The following is a 16,856-nucleotide window of genomic DNA, read 5'->3' as shown; positions in this document are numbered from 1 at the left end:
GTCGACCCAGTTCGCTGCTAGAGGCCTTCTTGCAGGATGCGATCCACACAATCGACAAAATAATCAACGCTGGCTCGGGTGGTGCACATCGGCGGTTTGATCTTGAGGATGTTCAGGTAATCGCCGGTTGGCTGCATGAAGATGCCCAGATCGCGCAGGCGATTGCACAAGGTAGTGGTTTCTTCAGTGGCCGGTTCAAGGGTGTGCCGATCACGCACCAGCTCCAGCCCCAGATAGAACCCTGAGCCATGGGTAGCACCCGCCAGCGGATGTTTATCGACCAATGCCTGCAAGCGCGCCTTGAAGTAGCCGCCGACCTTGCGGGTGTTGTCCCACAGGCCCTCCTCCTGCATCACGTCGAGCACCGCCAGGCCGATCCGGCAACTGACCGGGCTGCCGCCGGCGGACGAGAAGAAGTAACCCTCGGCTTCCAGCGCCTCGGCGATCTCACGACGGGTGATCACCGCACCCAGCGGCTGGCCGTTGCCCATGCCTTTGGCCATGGTGATGATGTCCGGGGCAACACCCTGTTGCTCGAAGCCCCAGAAGTAATCACCGAGGCGGCCATAACCGACCTGCACCTCATCGGCGATGCACACCCCACCACGGGCACGGACCTTGGCGTAGGCCTCGCGCAGGTAGCCCGGCGGCAGCGAAATACCGCCGGCGTTGCCGTACACCGGCTCGCAGATCATTCCCGCCAGCTGACGGCCGCGGGCGTCGAGGTCGGCCAGCTTGGCATCGACGTCACGCAGGTAGTCAGCGGTGCTGTCATCGCCGCGATAGCGACCGCGGAAGGTGTTCGGCGCCTCCACCGGATGCACCCAGTCCGGGCGGGTTTGCAGCGCTTGCGGGTTGTCGGCTATCGAGGTGGAAATCGCATCGGTAGCCACCGACCAGCCGTGATAAGCCTCCAGCACGCTGATCAGGTCACGCCCGCCGCTGTAGGCCCAGGCCAGGCGGATGGCGAGGTCGTTGGCCTCGGTGCCGCTGTTTACCAGAAACACCCGATCAAAGCCTTCCGGCGCCAGCGCCAGCAAGCGCTCGGAGAACTCCGCGACAGCGGCGTAGTGGAAGCGCGAGTTGGTGTTGAGCAGCGACCACTGCCGCGCCGACTCGGCGGCCATGCGCGGGTGGCCGTGGCCCAGCACGGCGACGTTGTTGAGCATGTCCAGGTACGAGCGGCCCTGCATGTCGATCAAGTAGTTGCGCCAGCCGCGCTCGATATGCGGCGGCTGCGCGTAATAGTGCTTTTGCGAGCGGGCGAAGCTGGCATCGCGGCGCGCCAGCAGCGCTTGCGCATCGGGCAGTGGCTCGGCGTCGCAGGCAAACCCCAGCAAGGCTTGCGGTGACGGGCACAGCGCCAGCCAGGCGGCCGCCGCTGAAGGCGTGGCGAAGAACGGCGGCTGCACGCTGCTATCGCGGCACAGCTGTACGCTGAGCAGGCTGCCAGTGGTGCCGAGCGCCTCACCCAGATTCAGCGCTTGGCCATCCTCCGGCATGCTCTGCAAGCCTTGCAGCCACAGGCTGAAATGCTCGCTGCGCAGGCAGCCGTGGTTGGCGCTCACACGCTGCCATATACCAGCATGCGGCGCTTGCAGCGGGCTGCCTTCGGCTAGCTTCAGCTCGACACCGAGGGCACAGGTGGCCGGCTCGTCGGGACGGTCAATGTGGGTTTGCGACAGCCGATATTGCCCATGCAGGCTGCAAGCCACGCCAGGTTCGGCGGCCAGCACAGCCTGATCAAAACCAGGCTGCTGCCAGTTGCCCGCCTCGCAGTGCCTGCTGAGCACGCCGAGGTCGACTCGGGTGACTGCCTGGCCTGCCAGCGCCGGCAGTAAAGGTGCGCAGCCGGTCAATTGAAGCGCCGGCAATTGCTGCCCAGCGGCTTGCAGAATCGCCGCTTCCATCAATGCTGCTGGCACACAGGTGGCGGTCTTGAAGATCTCCCACTCGTGGGTGATGTTGTCGCGGATGTAATGATTGTCCGGATCGACCGTCAGTTGCTGCTCGCTGCTCAGCACCAGCACCGCAGCACGCATCAACACCAGCGGCCACAGCGCCAGCAGCTCGGCCTCGCTGAGCAGATTGACCTCGTGATAAGCGCTGACCACCGGCAGAATCCGCAGCGGATCACCTTCGGCATGGTGCAGTAGCGCGGCACAGGTCACCGACAAGTCAGCGATGCGCCAGGTGCGTACCAGGTCGCCAAAGTCGATCACACCTTGCAACTGCCACTCGCGCTGGGCATCGCGCTGCCAGACCACATTGTCATCGGTGATATCCAGATGCACCGCCTGGCTCGGCAGTTGCGCCTGCACCTTGGCCAACACCTCAACTGCCTGCGCAACCACCCCCTGCAGCTGGGCGCGGCGCGGCGTATCGCCCAGCACCGGCAACAGGTGCTCGATCAACGCCTGGGCATGTTGCGGGTCCCACTGCAGGGTGCGCGCAAGGCCCGGATGGTCGAAGTCGGCCAGGGCCAGGTCAACCTTCGCGCACAAGGCGCCCAGTTCGGCCATCAAACTGGCCGGCATATGTTTGAGGCGGGTCAGCGATTGCCCTTCGATATAGTCGAGCACGCGCACGCGCAGTGGCTGGCCGTCGACGTCCAGCGCCAGCAGCGTCTCGCCGTTGCGCGCAGCGCGCACACCCGGCACCGGCACGCCCTGCTCGGCCAGATAGGCCAGCGCCGCATGCTGCGCCTGCAGCTCGATCTCGGCATAGCTGCCGTGGCAGGCCTTGAGCACGAAGCGGCCCTGGTCGCTGTCCAGGCGCAGGTTCAGGTCCTGTTGGCTGCCCAGCGCCTGCAGGTTACCGCCGAGGTCAAAATGCGCCCTGAGCAAAGCATGTGCCTGCGCTTCGCTGAGCGAAGGGCTTGGCTGGCTGGAACGCTGAATCAGGGTGCTGAGGGGCATTTTGCGTGTGACCTCGGTTTTTTTGTCGCTTATATCGCCACTGCTGCGGCCGATATACAAGAGGCAGCTGCAAACAAGTCGACAGAACAGCTGCGCGAATCAATGCGCTTGTCAGTACCGGCGGCAATCGACAAGCTACGCTCCATCCGACGTCAACCGGTTTTACAGAGGCAGACTGATGCGCATACTCGTCACCGGCGGTGCCGGCTTTATCGGCTCAGCGCTGATCCGCCACCTGATCACCCACACCGAACACGATGTGCTCAACCTCGACAAGCTGACCTACGCCGGCAACCTTGAGTCGTTGCAGCCGATCGCCAGCAACACCCGTTACGAGTTCGTCCAGGCCGATATCGCCGACCAGCCGCTGGTCAGCGCCGTGCTCGAACGGTTCCAGCCAGACGCGATCATGCACCTGGCGGCCGAGTCGCACGTGGACCGTTCGATTGACGGCCCGGCAGCGTTCATCCAGACCAACATCGTTGGCACCTACGCCCTGCTCGAGGCCACCCGCGCCTGGTGGAGCCAGCTGCCGGCGGCGCGGCGCGAAGCATTTCGCTTTCATCACATCTCTACCGACGAGGTCTACGGCGACCTGCACGGTGTCGATGACCTGTTCACCGAAACCACGCCCTACGCGCCCAGCTCGCCCTATTCGGCAAGCAAGGCGGCGTCCGACCACCTGGTCCGCGCCTGGCAGCGTACCTATGGCCTGCCGGTGCTGCTGACCAACTGCTCGAACAACTACGGCCCGTATCACTTCCCGGAAAAACTGATTCCACTGGTGATCCTCAACGCCCTCGCCGGCAAGCCGCTGCCGGTATATGGCAACGGCCAGCAAGTGCGCGACTGGCTGTTTGTCGAGGATCATGCCCGCGCCTTGCTCACCGTGGTCAGCCAGGGTCAGGTCGGCGAGACCTACAACATCGGTGGGCACAACGAGCAGACCAACCTCGACGTGGTCCGCGCCATCTGCGCCCTGCTCGATGAGCTGGCACCCCAGCATCCGGCCGGGGTCAGCCAGTACGCCGAGCTGATCACCTTCGTCCAGGACCGCCCAGGCCATGACCTGCGCTATGCCATAGACGCCAGCAAGATCGAGCGCGAACTCGGCTGGGTGCCGACCGAGACCTTCGCCAGCGGCCTGCGCAAGACCGTGCAGTGGTACCTCGACAACCGCGAGTGGTGCCGTAACGTCCAGGATGGCAGTTACCAGGGCGAGCGGCTGGGCAACACCCAATTCAAGGATCTGATCTCATGACCAAAGGCATTGTCCTGGCGGGCGGCTCCGGCACCCGTCTGCACCCGATCACCCTCGGCGTGTCCAAGCAGTTGTTGCCGATCTACGACAAACCGATGATCTACTACCCGATCTCGGTGCTGATGCTTGCCGGCATCCGCGACATCCTGCTGATTTCCACCCCGCAGGACTTGCCGCAGTATCGCCAGCTGTTCGGCGACGGCAGCCAGTTCGGCATCCACGTAAGCTATGCCGAGCAGCCTTCGCCGGATGGCCTCGCCCAGGCGTTCATTATCGGCGAAGAATTCATCGGCAAAGACCCGGTGTGCCTGATCCTCGGCGACAACATCTTCCACGGCCAAGGCTTCAGCGAGCAGCTGCTGCGCGCAGTCAGCCAGCCGTCCGGCGCAACGGTGTTCGGCTATCTGGTGAAAGATCCGGAGCGCTTTGGCGTGGTCGAGTTCGACGAGCAGGGCCGCGCCCTGTCGATCGAAGAAAAACCCGCTGTGGCCAAGTCCAACTACGCCGTCACCGGCCTGTATTTCTACGACAACGATGTGATCGAGATCGCCAAGGCCGTGCGCCCCTCGGCACGCGGCGAGCTGGAAATCACCGACATCACCAATGCCTACCTGCAACGCGGCGACCTGCGCGTCGAGCGCTTTGGCCGTGGTTTCGCCTGGCTCGACACCGGCACCCACGAGAGCCTGCTGGAAGCCGCGCAATATGTGCAGACCATCGAAAACCGCCAGGGCCTGAAGGTCGCCTGCCTGGAAGAAATCGCCTTCCAGAAGGGCTGGATCTGCCGTGAGCAACTGCTGGCCAAGGCTGAAGGCTTGAAGAAGACCGGCTACGGCCAGTACCTGCGCAAACTGGCTGAAGAGTACCCATGAACGTCATCGCTACCGACATCCCTGATGTATTGATCATCGAGCCAAAGCTGTTTGGCGACAGCCGTGGCTTTTTCTTCGAAAGCTTCAATGAGCGCGCCTTCAAGGAGCAGACCGGGGTCAGCATCAACTTCGTTCAGGACAACCACTCGCGCTCGCAAAAAAACGTGCTGCGCGGCTTGCACTATCAAGTGGAAAACCCACAAGGCAAACTGGTGCGCGTGGTCCAGGGCGAAGTGCTCGACGTTGCGGTAGACGTGCGCGTTGATTCGCCGACCTTTGGCCGCTGGGTGGCCACCCGGTTGAGCGCCGAAAGCCATCGCCAGTTCTGGATTCCACCGGGCCTGGCCCACGGCTTTTTGGTGCTGAGCGAGTCGGCCGACTTCCTCTACAAGACTACCGACTACTTCAACCCGACTGCCGAGCGCTGCATCCGCTGGGACGACCCGGACCTGGCAATCGACTGGGGGCTGATCGAAGCGCCGTTGCTGTCGGCCAAAGACCAGCAAGGGCTGAGCTTTCGTGAGCTGTTCCCATGAAGCCACTGAAGATTCTCATATGCGGCCACAACGGTCAGGTCGCCCAAGCCCTACAGGCGCAATTCAAAGGCCGAGCTGAGGTACACGCCCTGGGCCGCGATCGGCTCGATCTGGCCCGTCCCGAGCAGCTGCGCACGCCGCTGCGCGAGCTGGCCCCGGACTTGATCATCAACGCCGCTGCCCATACTGCCGTCGACCAGGCCGAAAGCGAGCCGGAGCTGGCTTTCGCGATCAATGCCCAAGCCCCGCAGGTGCTGGCTGAAGAAGCCGCCCAGCTCGGTGTGCCGTTGATCCATTACTCCACCGATTACATCTTCGACGGCAGCAAAGCCACGCCCTACACCGAGCAGGACGCGCCCAACCCTCTGGGCGTGTACGGCAGCAGCAAGCTGGCCGGTGAACAGGCGATCACCGCTGTTGGCGGCCAGCACCTGATCCTGCGCACCAGCTGGGTCTACTCGCAGCACGGGCGCAACTTTCTGCTGACCATGCAACGCCTGTTGCAGGAGAAACCGCAACTGCGGGTAGTCGCCGACCAGATCGGCGCGCCCACCTGGGCCGGCACCATTGCCGCCAGCACCCTGGCCTTGTTCGAGCGCTGGCAGGCCGGCGATGCGGGCGCCTGGGGCACTTACCACCTGAGCGCCCAAGGTGAAACCTCGTGGTTCGGCTTTGCCGAGGCGATCGCCGCGCAGCTCAAGGCGCGCGGCCTGCCTTGCGCCGAGCTTATCCCGATCAGCTCCAGTGAGTACCCAACCCCTGCGCAGCGCCCAGCCAATTCGCGGCTGGACTGCTCGCTTCTGGCGCAACAGTGGCACGTCAGCCAGGCGCATTGGCTGGACGCGCTCAACGACTGCCTGAACTAGCGCATAATTGCGCCAGACTCTTTCTGGCGCAGTTGGCACATGATGCACACCCCGACCTCCCCGCGACGCCCCCGCTGGCGCAGCCTGGCCCTTCTGGCAGTGTGCCTGGCGCCGCTGCTGTGGCCGCTGCATCACCTGGCCGAACGCTATTACCAGGACCAGCTCGCCTCGCAGAATCGCCAGACCCTCGACCTGTACGTGGCCAACCTGCTCGGCACCCTGCACCGCTACGAAACCTTGCCGCAGATCCTCGGCGAGCTGCCGGCGCTGCGCCAGGCGTTGGCCGATCCGTTCAAGATCGAAGCAATCACCAACGCCAACCGCCTGCTCAAGGACATCACCCGCCAGACCGGCGCCGAGGTGATGTACCTGATGGACGTCAGCGGCAACACCCTGGCCGGCTCCAACTGGGATAAACGCGACAGTTTCGTCGGTCGTAACTTCGCCTTCAGGCCGTATTTCATCGAAGCCATGGAAGGCCGCCTGGGGCGCTTCTTTGGCCAAGGCACGACCTCAGCCAAGCGCGGCTACTTCTTCGCGGCTGCGGTGCGCGATGGCGAGCGGGTGATCGGCGTGCTGGTGGTCAAGGTCGACCTCGACCACACCGAAACCCTCTGGGGCAACACCCCCGAGCAACTGCTACTGACCGACCAGAACGGCGTGGTGGTGCTGACCTCGCGCCCGGACTGGCGCTTCCGTGCCACCCGCCCGCTGACCCCGGCGGAGCGCTCGGCGATGCTCGCCATTCAGCCCTACCCGACCCAGGCACCGCAGCCGCTCAACCTCAACCCCGAGGCCTGGCTGATCCAGACCCGCGACATCAAGGAAACCGGCTGGCAGGTGAGCATCCTTGCCCCGCACATCCTCATCGACCGCTCGGTGCAGACGGTCATGGCAATTGGCGCCGGCGCGCTGCTGGTGTTGATCCTGCTGACCGGTTTGGTAATGCAGCGCCGGCGCCACTATATCGACCGCATCGATCTCGAAGCCCGCGGCCGGCAAGACCTGGAAAACCGCGTGGTGGCCCGGACCGCCGACCTCGAAGGCCTTAATACCCTACTGAAAAGCGCCGTGCTCGAGCGCGAGAGCGCCCAGCAGGAACTGGTCCGCGCTCAGGACGAGTTGGTCCAGGCCGGCAAGCTGTCGGTGCTCGGCACCATGTCGGCAAGCATCAGCCACGAGCTCAACCAGCCGCTGGCGGCGATCCGCAGCTACGCCGAAAACGCCGAAGTGCTGCTCGACCATGAACGCACCGAAGACGCCCGCGGCAACCTCAAGCTGATCGGCGAGCTGACCGGGCGCATGGCCTCGATCATCGCCCACCTGCGCGCCTTTGCCCGGCGTGATCGCCATGCGCCAGAAAGCGTCGCCCTGCAACCGGCGCTGGACGACGCCCTGGCCCTGCTGGCCAAGCGTCGCCGGGCGATGGCGGTGGAGCTGGTTCGCGACCTGCCGGACGCGCCGCTGTGGGTTCAGGCCGGCGAAACGCGCCTGCGCCAGGTGCTCGGCAACCTGCTCGCCAACGCCCTCGATGCGCTCACCGAAAAAGCCAACCCGCGCAAGCTGTGGCTGAGTGCCGAACGGCGCGACGAGCACGTCTACCTGTACATTCGCGACAACGGCCCAGGCTTTACCCGCCAGGCGCTGGAGCGCGCCAAGGAGCCGTTCTTCACCACCAAGACCCGCACCCAAGGCCTCGGCCTGGGCCTGGCGATCTGCGAGAGCCTGATGCTGGCGCTGGACGGTGAACTGCTGCTCGGCAACCACCCTGAAGGTGGCGCCCTGCTGACCTTGCGCATGCGCGTGGCCAAGCCCGGCGCGACCCTGCCCACTTCGGAGGACCCCTCGGCATGACGCCCGAGACGACACTGATCGACAGCCGTACCCAGGTGATCCTGGTCGACGATGACCCGCACCTGCGTCAGGCCTTGGGCCAGACCCTCGACCTGGCCGGGCTCAAGGTAGTCACCCTGGCCGATGCCCAGGGCCTGGCCGAGCGCATCGAGCCAGACTGGCCGGGCGTCGTCGTCAGCGATATCCGCATGCCCGGGATCGACGGCCTGCAACTGCTCGAGCACCTGCGTGGCCGCGATCAGGAGCTGCCGGTGCTGCTGATCACCGGCCACGGCGACGTGCCGCTGGCGGTGCAGGCGATGCGCGCCGGCGCTTACGACTTCCTTGAAAAACCCTTCGCCAGCGACGCCCTGCTCGACAGCGTGCGCCGTGCCCTGGCCCTGCGCCGACTGGTGCTGGACAACCGCAGCCTGCGTCTGGCCTTGAGTGATCGCCAGCAACTGTCGACCCGCCTGGTGGGCCAGTCGCCGTCGATGCAGCGCCTGCGCGACCAGATCGGCGCCCTCGCCGGCACCCGCGCCGATGTGCTGATTCTTGGTGAGACCGGCGCCGGCAAAGAGGTCGTCGCCCGCGCCCTGCATGATCTGTCGAGCCGCCGCGATGGCCCGTTTGTGGCAATCAATGCCGGCGCCCTGGCAGAGTCAGTGGTCGAGAGCGAGCTGTTCGGCCACGAGCCCGGCGCGTTCACCGGCGCGCAGAAGCGCCGCATCGGCAAGTTCGAATTCGCCAATGGCGGCACGCTGTTCCTCGACGAGATCGAGAGCATGAGCCTGGATGTGCAGGTGAAACTGCTGCGCATGCTGCAGGAGCGGGTGGTCGAACGCCTGGGCGGCAATCAGCTGATACCGCTGGATATCCGCGTGATCGCCGCCACCAAGGAAGACCTGCGCCAGGCTGCTGATCAGGGCCGGTTCCGTGCTGACCTGTATTACCGCCTGAACGTTGCACCGCTGCGCATCCCTGCACTACGCGAGCGCGGCGACGATATCCTGGTGTTGTTCCAGCACTTCGCCGATGCCGCCAGCCAGCGCCACGGCCTCGCCCCGCACAGCTTGCAACCGGCGCAACGGGCACTGCTGCTGCGCCATGACTGGCCCGGTAATGTCCGCGAGCTGCAAAACGCTGCGGAACGCTTTGCCCTCGGCCTGGAACTGGCCCTCGACGGCCAGCAGCCGCCCGCCACGGCCAGCGCCACGCCGCTGCTCAGCGGCAACCTCAGCGATCAGGTCGAGCAGTTTGAACGCTCGCTGATTGCTGCCGAACTGACCCAGCCACACAGCTCCATGCGCAGCCTGGCCGAGGCGTTGGGCGTGCCGCGCAAGACTCTGCACGACAAGTTGCGCAAGCACGGCCTGAGCTTTGCTGATCATGCCGGCGGCGCTGACGATCACGAGGACTCGCGCCCATGAGCGACGACCGCCAATATCTGGAGGAAGTACTGCACAGCGACATCCCGTTGACCCGCGAGATGGGCCTGCAAGTGCTCAGCTGGCAAGACCAGTGCCTGCAACTGCAGCTGCCGCTGGAGGCCAACGTCAATCACAAGAGCACCATGTTTGGCGGCAGCCTGTACTGCGCAGCGGTGCTGGTCGGTTGGGGCTGGCTGCACCTGCGCTTGCGCGAGGCGGGCATCGATGACGGCCATATCGTCATTCAGGAAGGCCAGATCAGCTATCCGCTGCCGGTCACCGGCGCCGCGGTTGCCCGCTGCCAGCCGCCGCAAGACAAAGCCTGGGAGCGCTTCGTGACGATGTACCAGCGCCGAGGGCGAGCGCGCCTGACGCTGGATACGGTGGTCAGCAACAGCGGCAGCACTGAGCCCGCCGTCACGTTCAGTGGGCAGTACGTGCTACATCGTTGAGGCGAGCTTGATCAGTGCCTGGCGCCACGGGGCGGCGCTGGGCAAAGCCAGGAAGAAGGGGTTGAGCAGCGACTCCCGCGCCGGGTAACGGAACGGCTGGCCGTCCAGACCGATCACCTCACCGCCAGCGCCTTCGAGCACGCCTTGCGCGGCAGCGGTGTCCCACTGCGAGGTCGGTGCCAGGCGCGGATAACAATCGGCTTCACCCTCTGCCAGCAGGCAGAACTTCAGCGAGCTGCCGACGCTGACCAAGTCCAGCTCACCCACCGCACCGCTCAAGCCAGCCAGCAGCGCTTCCTGCTGTGGGCTGGAGTGACGGCGGCTGGCGACCACCGTGAATTGGGCGTCAGCAGGCGGCGCAGTGCGCACCTGGATCGGCGCAGCTGGCGCATCCTGATCGGCGCGCCAGGCGCCCAGCTCGCGGCCACCAAAGTAGCAGCGGTTGTTGGTCGGCATGCTGACCACGCCAAATACCACTTCGCCCTGCTCGATCAGGGCGATGTTGACGGTGAACTCTTCGCTGCCGGCAATGAATTCCTTGGTCCCGTCCAGCGGATCGACCAGCCACCAGCGGCTCCAGCCGGCGCGTTCGGCAAGGGCAATGTCGCAGTCTTCTTCCGACAGCACCGGAATCTGCGGCGCCAGCGCCTGCAAGCCTGCAGCGATGACGTGATGGGCCGCCAGATCGGCCGCGGTGACCGGCGAATCATCCGCCTTGGACATAACCGCCACATCAGCCCGCCAGTGCGGCAGGATCGCTTCGCCGGCAGCCAGCGCCAGCTTGACCACTTCGTGCATCAGTTGTTGATCGTTCATACGCTGAGCAACCCGCGCTGGGTGAGCATGTCACGTACCAGGTACAGCGCCGCCAGTGCGCGGCCTTCGCTGAACTGCGGGTGCATCGCCAGGGCCGACAGCTCGCGCAGGTTTACCTTGTCGACACCCATCGGCTCCGGCTCGTCGCCTTCGAGGCGTTCTTCGTAGAGGTCGGTCGCCAGCACCACCTGGATCTTCTGGCTCATGTAGCCCGGCGACAGCGATAGCTCGGTCAAATGTTCCAGCTGGCGTGCGCCAAAACCGGCCTCTTCCTTGAGCTCGCGGTTAGCCGCTGCCAGCACATCCTCGCCCGGTTCGATCAAGCCCTTGGGCAGCGACAGCTCGTATTCGTCGGTGCCGCCGCAGTATTCCTCGACCAGCACTGCATGCTCGGCGTCGAGCATCGCCACGATCATCACCGCGCCATAGCCATTACCGCGCCCGACCAACCGTTCGTAGGTCCGCTCGACACCGTTGGAAAAGCGCAGCTCGACGGATTCGACCCGGAACAAACGGCTATCGGCGACGATTTCGCGGCTGAGGACGGTGGGTTTCTGGCGCATGGGGCAGCTCCTTGGCGTGAACGGGTTACTATACCGTGGCTAGCCGACTGATCGAGAGTTTCCCATGCCTGTTCTTCCCTGGTCTGCCATCGACACCGTTCTGCTCGACATGGACGGTACCCTGCTCGACCTGCACTACGACAACCAGTTCTGGCTACAACACCTGCCCCAGCGCTACGCCGAGCTGCACGGTATCAGCCGGGCGATGGCCGAACTTGAGCTGCAGCCGCTGTTCGAGCGTAACGCCGGCACGCTGAACTGGTACTGCCTGGACTTCTGGAGCCAGGAGCTGAACCTGCCGATCCGCGAGCTGAAGCAAGAGATCGCCGACCTGATTGCCCTGCGCCCGGATGCCGATACGTTTCTAGCGGCGATTCGCAAAGCGGGCAAGCGTGTAGTGATGATCACCAATGCCCACCGTGATTCGTTGTCGCTGAAGTTGGAGCGGGTGGAGCTGGCGGGGTATTTCGAGCGTTTGATCAGCTCGCATGATTACGGCTATCCCAAGGAAAGTCCGCTGTTCTGGGATGCGCTGCAGGCCGATATTGGTTTTGATCCGGCGCGCAGCTTGTTCATTGATGACACTCTGGCGATTTTGCGCAGTGCGCAGCGGTATGGGGTCGGGCATTTGCTCGCGGTACGCCAGCCGGACAGCAAGGCAGCGCCGCGGGATACTCAGGAGTTTGCGGCGGTAGAGGATTATCGGGAGTTGTTGGCGGGGCTCTGAGCTGGACGCAAGAATGCAGGGGCCGCAGCGCAGCCCCTGCACCCGGCCGGAACTGGCTTACTCGGGAATCCGCAACACCTGCCCCACATAGATCTTGTCCGGATGCGAAAGCATCGGCTTGTTCGCTTCAAAGATCTTGTTGTACTTGTTCGCGTCACCATAAACCCGCTTGGAAATCGCGCTCAACGTATCGCCCTTCACGACAGTAACGAAAACAGCCGCCTTAACCACCGGCCCGGTCACGGTAATCTGGTCGTCAACGCTGGCCACACCCTCGATGTTGCCCGCCGCGAGGATGATCTTTTCCTTCTCCTCCTGGCTGGCCACGTCGCCCGTGAGGGTAATCTTGTCCCCATCAACCGTAGCGGTGATATTAGGGTTACCTAGCCCCACCTTGCTCACGTGCTCCTTGATCTGCTCTTGGGCCTTGGCATTGCCAGGCGTGAGCAGGTCGATCAACTTCTCGCCGGCTTCCTTCACGAAACTGAATAGGCTCATTGCGCGCTCCTTGTTGATAAATCCTCGGAACGGCAAGTCTAGGACAGGTTTGCCCAACCCGCCCGGGTGCGACCAATCGACGCGCTCTATCACGGCATAGAACCTTGCGATTAGACGTCGCCGACGCACAAGCCTAGGCTTGTGCACTAATGAGCCAGACGGTACTGCGCCCGATGAACAGCAAACCTCCGGTCTGCGCGGCGTCCACTGCACTGTCCCTGCCTGCCGCCAGCAACACCTACGACTACGTCCAACTCAGCGATGCCGAGCGTGCCAGCACGCCGCTTGCCGAAGAAGTCGCGCTGGCGATCGCCTACAACGGGTTGAGCCAGGCCGTGATGCTGGTCAGCCCGACCGATCTGGAAGATTTTGCCGTCGGTTTCAGTGTCGGCAGCGGCATCGTCGAAAGCACCAATGAAATCTACGACGTAAAGCTTTCTGGCAGTGGCTCGGCGCTGTATGCCGACCTGGAGATTGCCAGCCGGGCGTTCTGGAACCTGAAAAACCAGCGCCGCCAGTTGGCCGGTACCAGTGGCTGCGGCCTGTGCGGTGTCGAAGCATTGGAGCAAGCGCTGCCAGAACTGGCCAGCCTGCCCGGCGCGCCGCTGCCGCCGGTCGAGTGGCTGCACGACCTGCGCCGGCGCATCGATCAGTTTCAACCGCTGGGCCAGCACTGCGGTGCAGTCCATGCGGCGTTGTTCATGAATAGCCAAGGTGAGCTGTTGCTCGGCCGTGAAGACATCGGCCGACACAACGCGCTGGACAAGTTGATCGGCGCCTTGCTGCGCGAGCAGATCGACACCCAGGGCGGCCTGGCCATCGTCACCAGCCGCTGCAGCCTGGAACTGATCCAGAAAGTGCTGCGCGCAGGCATCCAGACCCTGGTCAGTTTGTCGGCGCCCACCGGCCTTGCCCTGCAATGGGCGCGCAAGCATCAGCTCAACCTTATTCATTTGCCCAAACACAGTGCACCACGGGTGTTCAGCCCCGTGGCGGAGTCGAAATCGCCGTGACCTCGCATCAGAAGCTTCCGCAAGAACAAACTCCACCTCGCTACAAGCCCTACAACGGCGCCGCCGGCGGCTGGGGTGCGCTGCGCAGTGTGGCCAAGGCCTGGGTTGGCAGCGACAACGCACTAAAGAACATCCGCGCCCTGCTCAAGACCAACCAGAACGGCGGTTTCGACTGCCCGGGCTGTGCCTGGGGCGACTCGCCTGAAAGCGGCATGGTCAAGTTCTGCGAGAACGGCGCCAAGGCAGTCAACTGGGAAGCCACCAAGCGCCGTGTCGATGCGGCCTTCTTCGCTCGCCACAGCGTGACCTCGCTGCTTGAGCAAAGCGACTACTGGCTCGAGTACCAGGGCCGCCTGACCGAGCCGATGCTGTACAACCCGGCCAACGACCGTTACCAGCCGATCGACTGGGACAGCGCCTTCGCCCTGATCGCCCAGCACCTGAACGGCCTCACCAGCCCGGATCATGCCGAGTTCTACACCTCGGGCCGGGCCAGCAACGAAGCGGCCTACCTGTATCAGCTGTTTGTCCGCGCGTTCGGTACCAACAACTTCCCGGACTGCTCGAACATGTGCCACGAAGCCAGCGGCGTGGCCCTGGGCCAGAGTGTCGGGGTCGGCAAGGGCACGGTGACCTTCGATGACTTCGAGCACGCCGATGCGATCTTCGTCTGGGGCCAGAATCCCGGCACCAACCACCCACGCATGCTCGACCCGCTGCGCGATGCGGTCAAACGCGGCGCACAGGTGATCTGCGTCAACCCGCTCAAGGAGCGTGGCCTGGAGCGCTTCCAGCACCCGCAGAATGCGCTGGAGATGCTCACCAACAGCGACCGCCCAACCAACTCGGCGTACTTCCGCCCTGCCCTGGGCGGCGACATGGCACTGCTGCGCGGCATGGCCAAGTTCCTCCTGCAGTGGGAGCGCGAGGCCCAGGCCAAGGGCGAGCCGGCGATCTTCGATCATGTGTTCATTGCCGAGCACGGCCACGGCATCAATGAGTACCTGGCGGTGGTTGATGCCACCCCGTGGGATCAGCTGCAGGCCCAGTCGGGCCTGGATCTGGCCGAGATCGAACAGGCTGCGCGCATGTACTGCAAGGGCAAGCGCGTGATCATGTGCTGGGCGATGGGCATCACCCAGCATCGCCACTCGGTGCCGACCATTCAGGAAATGGTCAACGTGATGCTGCTGCGCGGCAACATCGGCCAGCCCGGTGCTGGCCTGTGCCCGGTGCGCGGCCACAGTAACGTGCAGGGCGACCGCACCATGGGCATCAACGAGCGGCCGCCAGCAGCGCTGCTCAATGCCCTGCAACAACGCTTCGCCTTCCCGGTGCCGCGCGCCAACGGCCACAACACCGTCGAGGCGATCCACGCGATGCTCGATGGCCGTTCCAAGGTATTCATCGGCCTGGGTGGCAACTTCGCCCAAGCCACGCCAGACACCGCGCGCACCGCTCAGGCGCTGCGCAACTGCGACCTGACGGTGCAGATCAGTACCAAGCTCAACCGCAGCCATCTGATGCATGGCAAGCAGGCGTTGATCCTGCCGTGCCTGGGCCGTACCGACATCGACATGCAGGCCGATGGCCCGCAGGCGGTCACGGTGGAAGACTCGTTCAGCATGGTCCACGCCTCCAATGGCCAGCTCAAGCCGCTGTCGAAACAGATGCGTTCCGAGCCTGCAGTGATTGCCGGTATTGCCGCGGCAACGCTGGGCAAGCGCCCGGTCGACTGGCACTGGCTGGTGGCTGACTACGACCGGATTCGCCAGCTGATCGCCGACACCATCCCCGGTTTTGCCGACTTCAATCAGCGCCTGAAACACCCGGGCGGTTTCTACCTGGGCAACAGCGCTGGCAGCCGCAAATGGCAAACCGCGAACGGGCGCGCCAACTTCAAGGCCAACCTGCTGCCCGACTCGCTGCTCGATGAGCGCGTACGCGCCAGCGGCCAGTTGCCGGACCTGATCATGCAATCGATGCGCTCGCACGATCAGTACAACACCACCATCTATGGCCTGGATGACCGTTACCGCGGGGTCAAGGCGCAGCGCGACGTGCTGTTCGTCAACGAAGCCGACATCATTCGTCTGGGCTTCGCGCCTGGGCAGAAGGCCGATATCGTGTCGCTGTGGGACGATGGCATCGAGCGCCGGGTACGTGGCTTCACTCTGCTGGCCTACGATATTCCGGCTGGGCAGGCGGCGGCCTACTATCCAGAGGTGAACCCGCTGGTGCCGCTGGAGAGCATTGGCGACGGCAGCCACACGCCGACTTCCAAGTTCATCGCGATCAAGCTGGAACGTGCCAGCGACACCGGTCGGATCCTCTGACGGCATAGCCTCATCGGCTTTCTGGAGACCAAAAAAAAGCCCTGTCCGCAATGGTCAGGGCTTTGTCTCAAGTAACGTATGACAGGCAAAAAACGATTAAGTTTCATACTGAAAACAGTAACTTAGAGAATTGTGTACAACTCGTGTTACTCGTCGGATTTCAATTGCCAGAGTGCTCGCCGAGCCTCAAATTCGCCCTCGTCATCCCTCTGAGGTTCTCTTGATGAAGAAGTACTCCTCGATTCTGTTGTTGTCTTTTGGCTTGCTCAGCGGCGTTGCCATGGCAGGCGGCACGACTGAAGCAGGTATTGGCGGCGCACTGGGTGGGGTACTCGGCTCAGTGGTCGGCCAGCAGCTTGGCGGCAGCACCGGCGGCGCGATTGGCGCAGGCCTGGGCGGCGCAGCCGGCAGTGCGGTCGGTGCCGATAAACGTCAACGCGGTGAAGCCGCAATCGGTGGTGCCCTGGGCGCAGCCGGCGGTAACGTGATTGGCCGCAGCGTCGGCGGCACCAATGGCAGCTACATCGGTGCAGCCGCTGGCGGCGGCGCAGGTGGCGCGCTGGGTAACTACATGGGCAACAAGGCCGATGAAGACGAGCGCGACGACCGTCGTTACCGTCGCGGCTACGATGACCGTCGTCACTACGACCGCGGCCACCACTATGGCCACCGCAAGCACAAACAGAAGCGCCACTGGCGTCACTGATAGCCAAGGGCTTTGCCCAGGCATCAAAA

At 64.1% G+C, this 16,856-nt stretch carries 15 protein-coding genes; 11 read left to right on the top strand and 4 right to left on the bottom strand.

The window, feature by feature from the left end:
- Positions 1 to 17: 17 nt before the first annotated feature.
- Positions 18 to 2,918: an aminotransferase gene (locus HU736_RS16745; RefSeq protein ID WP_186700516.1), complete on the bottom strand. Its 2,901-nt coding sequence runs from the start codon at positions 2,916 to 2,918 to the stop codon at positions 18 to 20.
- Between the two features lie 178 nt (positions 2,919 to 3,096).
- On the opposite strand from HU736_RS16745, the gene rfbB reads away from it, so the two are divergent.
- From rfbB to HU736_RS16710, 7 genes are read left to right on the top strand one after another with little or no spacing between them, the layout of a single operon-like run.
- Complete coding sequence (gene rfbB / locus HU736_RS16740) at positions 3,097 to 4,179, top strand: dTDP-glucose 4,6-dehydratase (RefSeq protein WP_186700517.1); 1,083 nt, start codon at positions 3,097 to 3,099, stop codon at positions 4,177 to 4,179.
- Positions 4,176 to 5,051 (top strand): glucose-1-phosphate thymidylyltransferase RfbA, encoded by an 876-nt coding sequence (rfbA, locus tag HU736_RS16735; protein ID WP_103435307.1) that lies wholly within the window; start codon positions 4,176 to 4,178, stop codon positions 5,049 to 5,051. Before rfbB ends, rfbA begins: the two co-directional genes overlap by 4 nt.
- Positions 5,048 to 5,587, top strand: a complete 540-nt coding sequence (rfbC, locus tag HU736_RS16730; protein ID WP_186700518.1) for a dTDP-4-dehydrorhamnose 3,5-epimerase — start codon at positions 5,048 to 5,050, stop codon at positions 5,585 to 5,587. The genes rfbA and rfbC overlap by 4 nt, the downstream gene beginning before the upstream one ends.
- A gap of 5 nt (positions 5,588 to 5,592) precedes the next feature.
- The gene (gene rfbD / locus HU736_RS16725) at positions 5,593 to 6,453 is read left to right on the top strand and encodes a dTDP-4-dehydrorhamnose reductase (protein WP_103438670.1); all 861 of its coding nucleotides are present in this window, start codon (positions 5,593 to 5,595) and stop codon (positions 6,451 to 6,453) included.
- A gap of 39 nt (positions 6,454 to 6,492) precedes the next feature.
- On the top strand, positions 6,493 to 8,307 hold the full coding sequence (locus HU736_RS16720; RefSeq protein WP_101322533.1) for a sensor histidine kinase: 1,815 nt from the start codon (positions 6,493 to 6,495) through the stop codon (positions 8,305 to 8,307).
- Positions 8,304 to 9,716, top strand: coding sequence for a sigma-54-dependent transcriptional regulator (locus HU736_RS16715; RefSeq protein ID WP_101322534.1), 1,413 nt, complete (start codon positions 8,304 to 8,306; stop codon positions 9,714 to 9,716). Before HU736_RS16720 ends, HU736_RS16715 begins: the two co-directional genes overlap by 4 nt.
- Positions 9,713 to 10,168, top strand: a complete 456-nt coding sequence (locus tag HU736_RS16710) for a YiiD C-terminal domain-containing protein (protein WP_103435309.1) — start codon at positions 9,713 to 9,715, stop codon at positions 10,166 to 10,168. Before HU736_RS16715 ends, HU736_RS16710 begins: the two co-directional genes overlap by 4 nt.
- Here the strand turns inward: HU736_RS16710 and cysQ are convergent.
- Entirely contained in the window at positions 10,157 to 10,984 is an 828-nt protein-coding gene (gene cysQ / locus HU736_RS16705) for a 3'(2'),5'-bisphosphate nucleotidase CysQ (RefSeq protein WP_186700519.1), read from the bottom strand. The two genes, HU736_RS16710 and cysQ, sit on opposite strands and share 12 nt — an antisense overlap.
- On the bottom strand, positions 10,981 to 11,547 hold the full coding sequence (gene nudE, locus HU736_RS16700; RefSeq protein WP_103435311.1) for an ADP compounds hydrolase NudE: 567 nt from the start codon (positions 11,545 to 11,547) through the stop codon (positions 10,981 to 10,983). The genes cysQ and nudE overlap by 4 nt, the downstream gene beginning before the upstream one ends.
- A gap of 64 nt (positions 11,548 to 11,611) precedes the next feature.
- Between nudE and yrfG the strand changes: the two genes are divergently transcribed.
- Complete coding sequence (yrfG, locus tag HU736_RS16695) at positions 11,612 to 12,274, top strand: GMP/IMP nucleotidase (protein WP_186700522.1); 663 nt, start codon at positions 11,612 to 11,614, stop codon at positions 12,272 to 12,274.
- Positions 12,275 to 12,331: 57 nt separating this feature from the next.
- Here yrfG and lysM read toward each other — a convergent pair whose 3' ends face one another.
- Positions 12,332 to 12,772: a peptidoglycan-binding protein LysM gene (gene lysM / locus HU736_RS16690; protein WP_103435313.1), complete on the bottom strand. Its 441-nt coding sequence runs from the start codon at positions 12,770 to 12,772 to the stop codon at positions 12,332 to 12,334.
- A 173-nt stretch (positions 12,773 to 12,945) separates the two neighbouring features.
- On the opposite strand from lysM, the gene fdhD reads away from it, so the two are divergent.
- The 3 genes from fdhD (at position 12,946) to HU736_RS16675 (ending at position 16,827) form a co-directional block, all read left to right on the top strand.
- On the top strand, positions 12,946 to 13,785 hold the full coding sequence (gene fdhD, locus HU736_RS16685) for a formate dehydrogenase accessory sulfurtransferase FdhD (RefSeq protein WP_103435314.1): 840 nt from the start codon (positions 12,946 to 12,948) through the stop codon (positions 13,783 to 13,785).
- The gene (locus HU736_RS16680) at positions 13,782 to 16,121 is read left to right on the top strand and encodes an FdhF/YdeP family oxidoreductase (RefSeq protein ID WP_367615298.1); all 2,340 of its coding nucleotides are present in this window, start codon (positions 13,782 to 13,784) and stop codon (positions 16,119 to 16,121) included. The genes fdhD and HU736_RS16680 overlap by 4 nt, the downstream gene beginning before the upstream one ends.
- 223 nt (positions 16,122 to 16,344) lie before the next feature.
- Complete coding sequence (locus HU736_RS16675; RefSeq protein WP_186700526.1) at positions 16,345 to 16,827, top strand: glycine zipper domain-containing protein; 483 nt, start codon at positions 16,345 to 16,347, stop codon at positions 16,825 to 16,827.
- Positions 16,828 to 16,856 lie beyond the last annotated feature (29 nt).

The organism is Pseudomonas shirazensis (assembly GCF_014268785.2).
GTDB lineage: Bacteria > Pseudomonadota > Gammaproteobacteria > Pseudomonadales > Pseudomonadaceae > Aquipseudomonas > Aquipseudomonas shirazensis.
The sequence above is the reverse complement of the archived record's forward strand: the minus strand, read 5'-3'. Positions and strand labels throughout refer to the sequence as shown.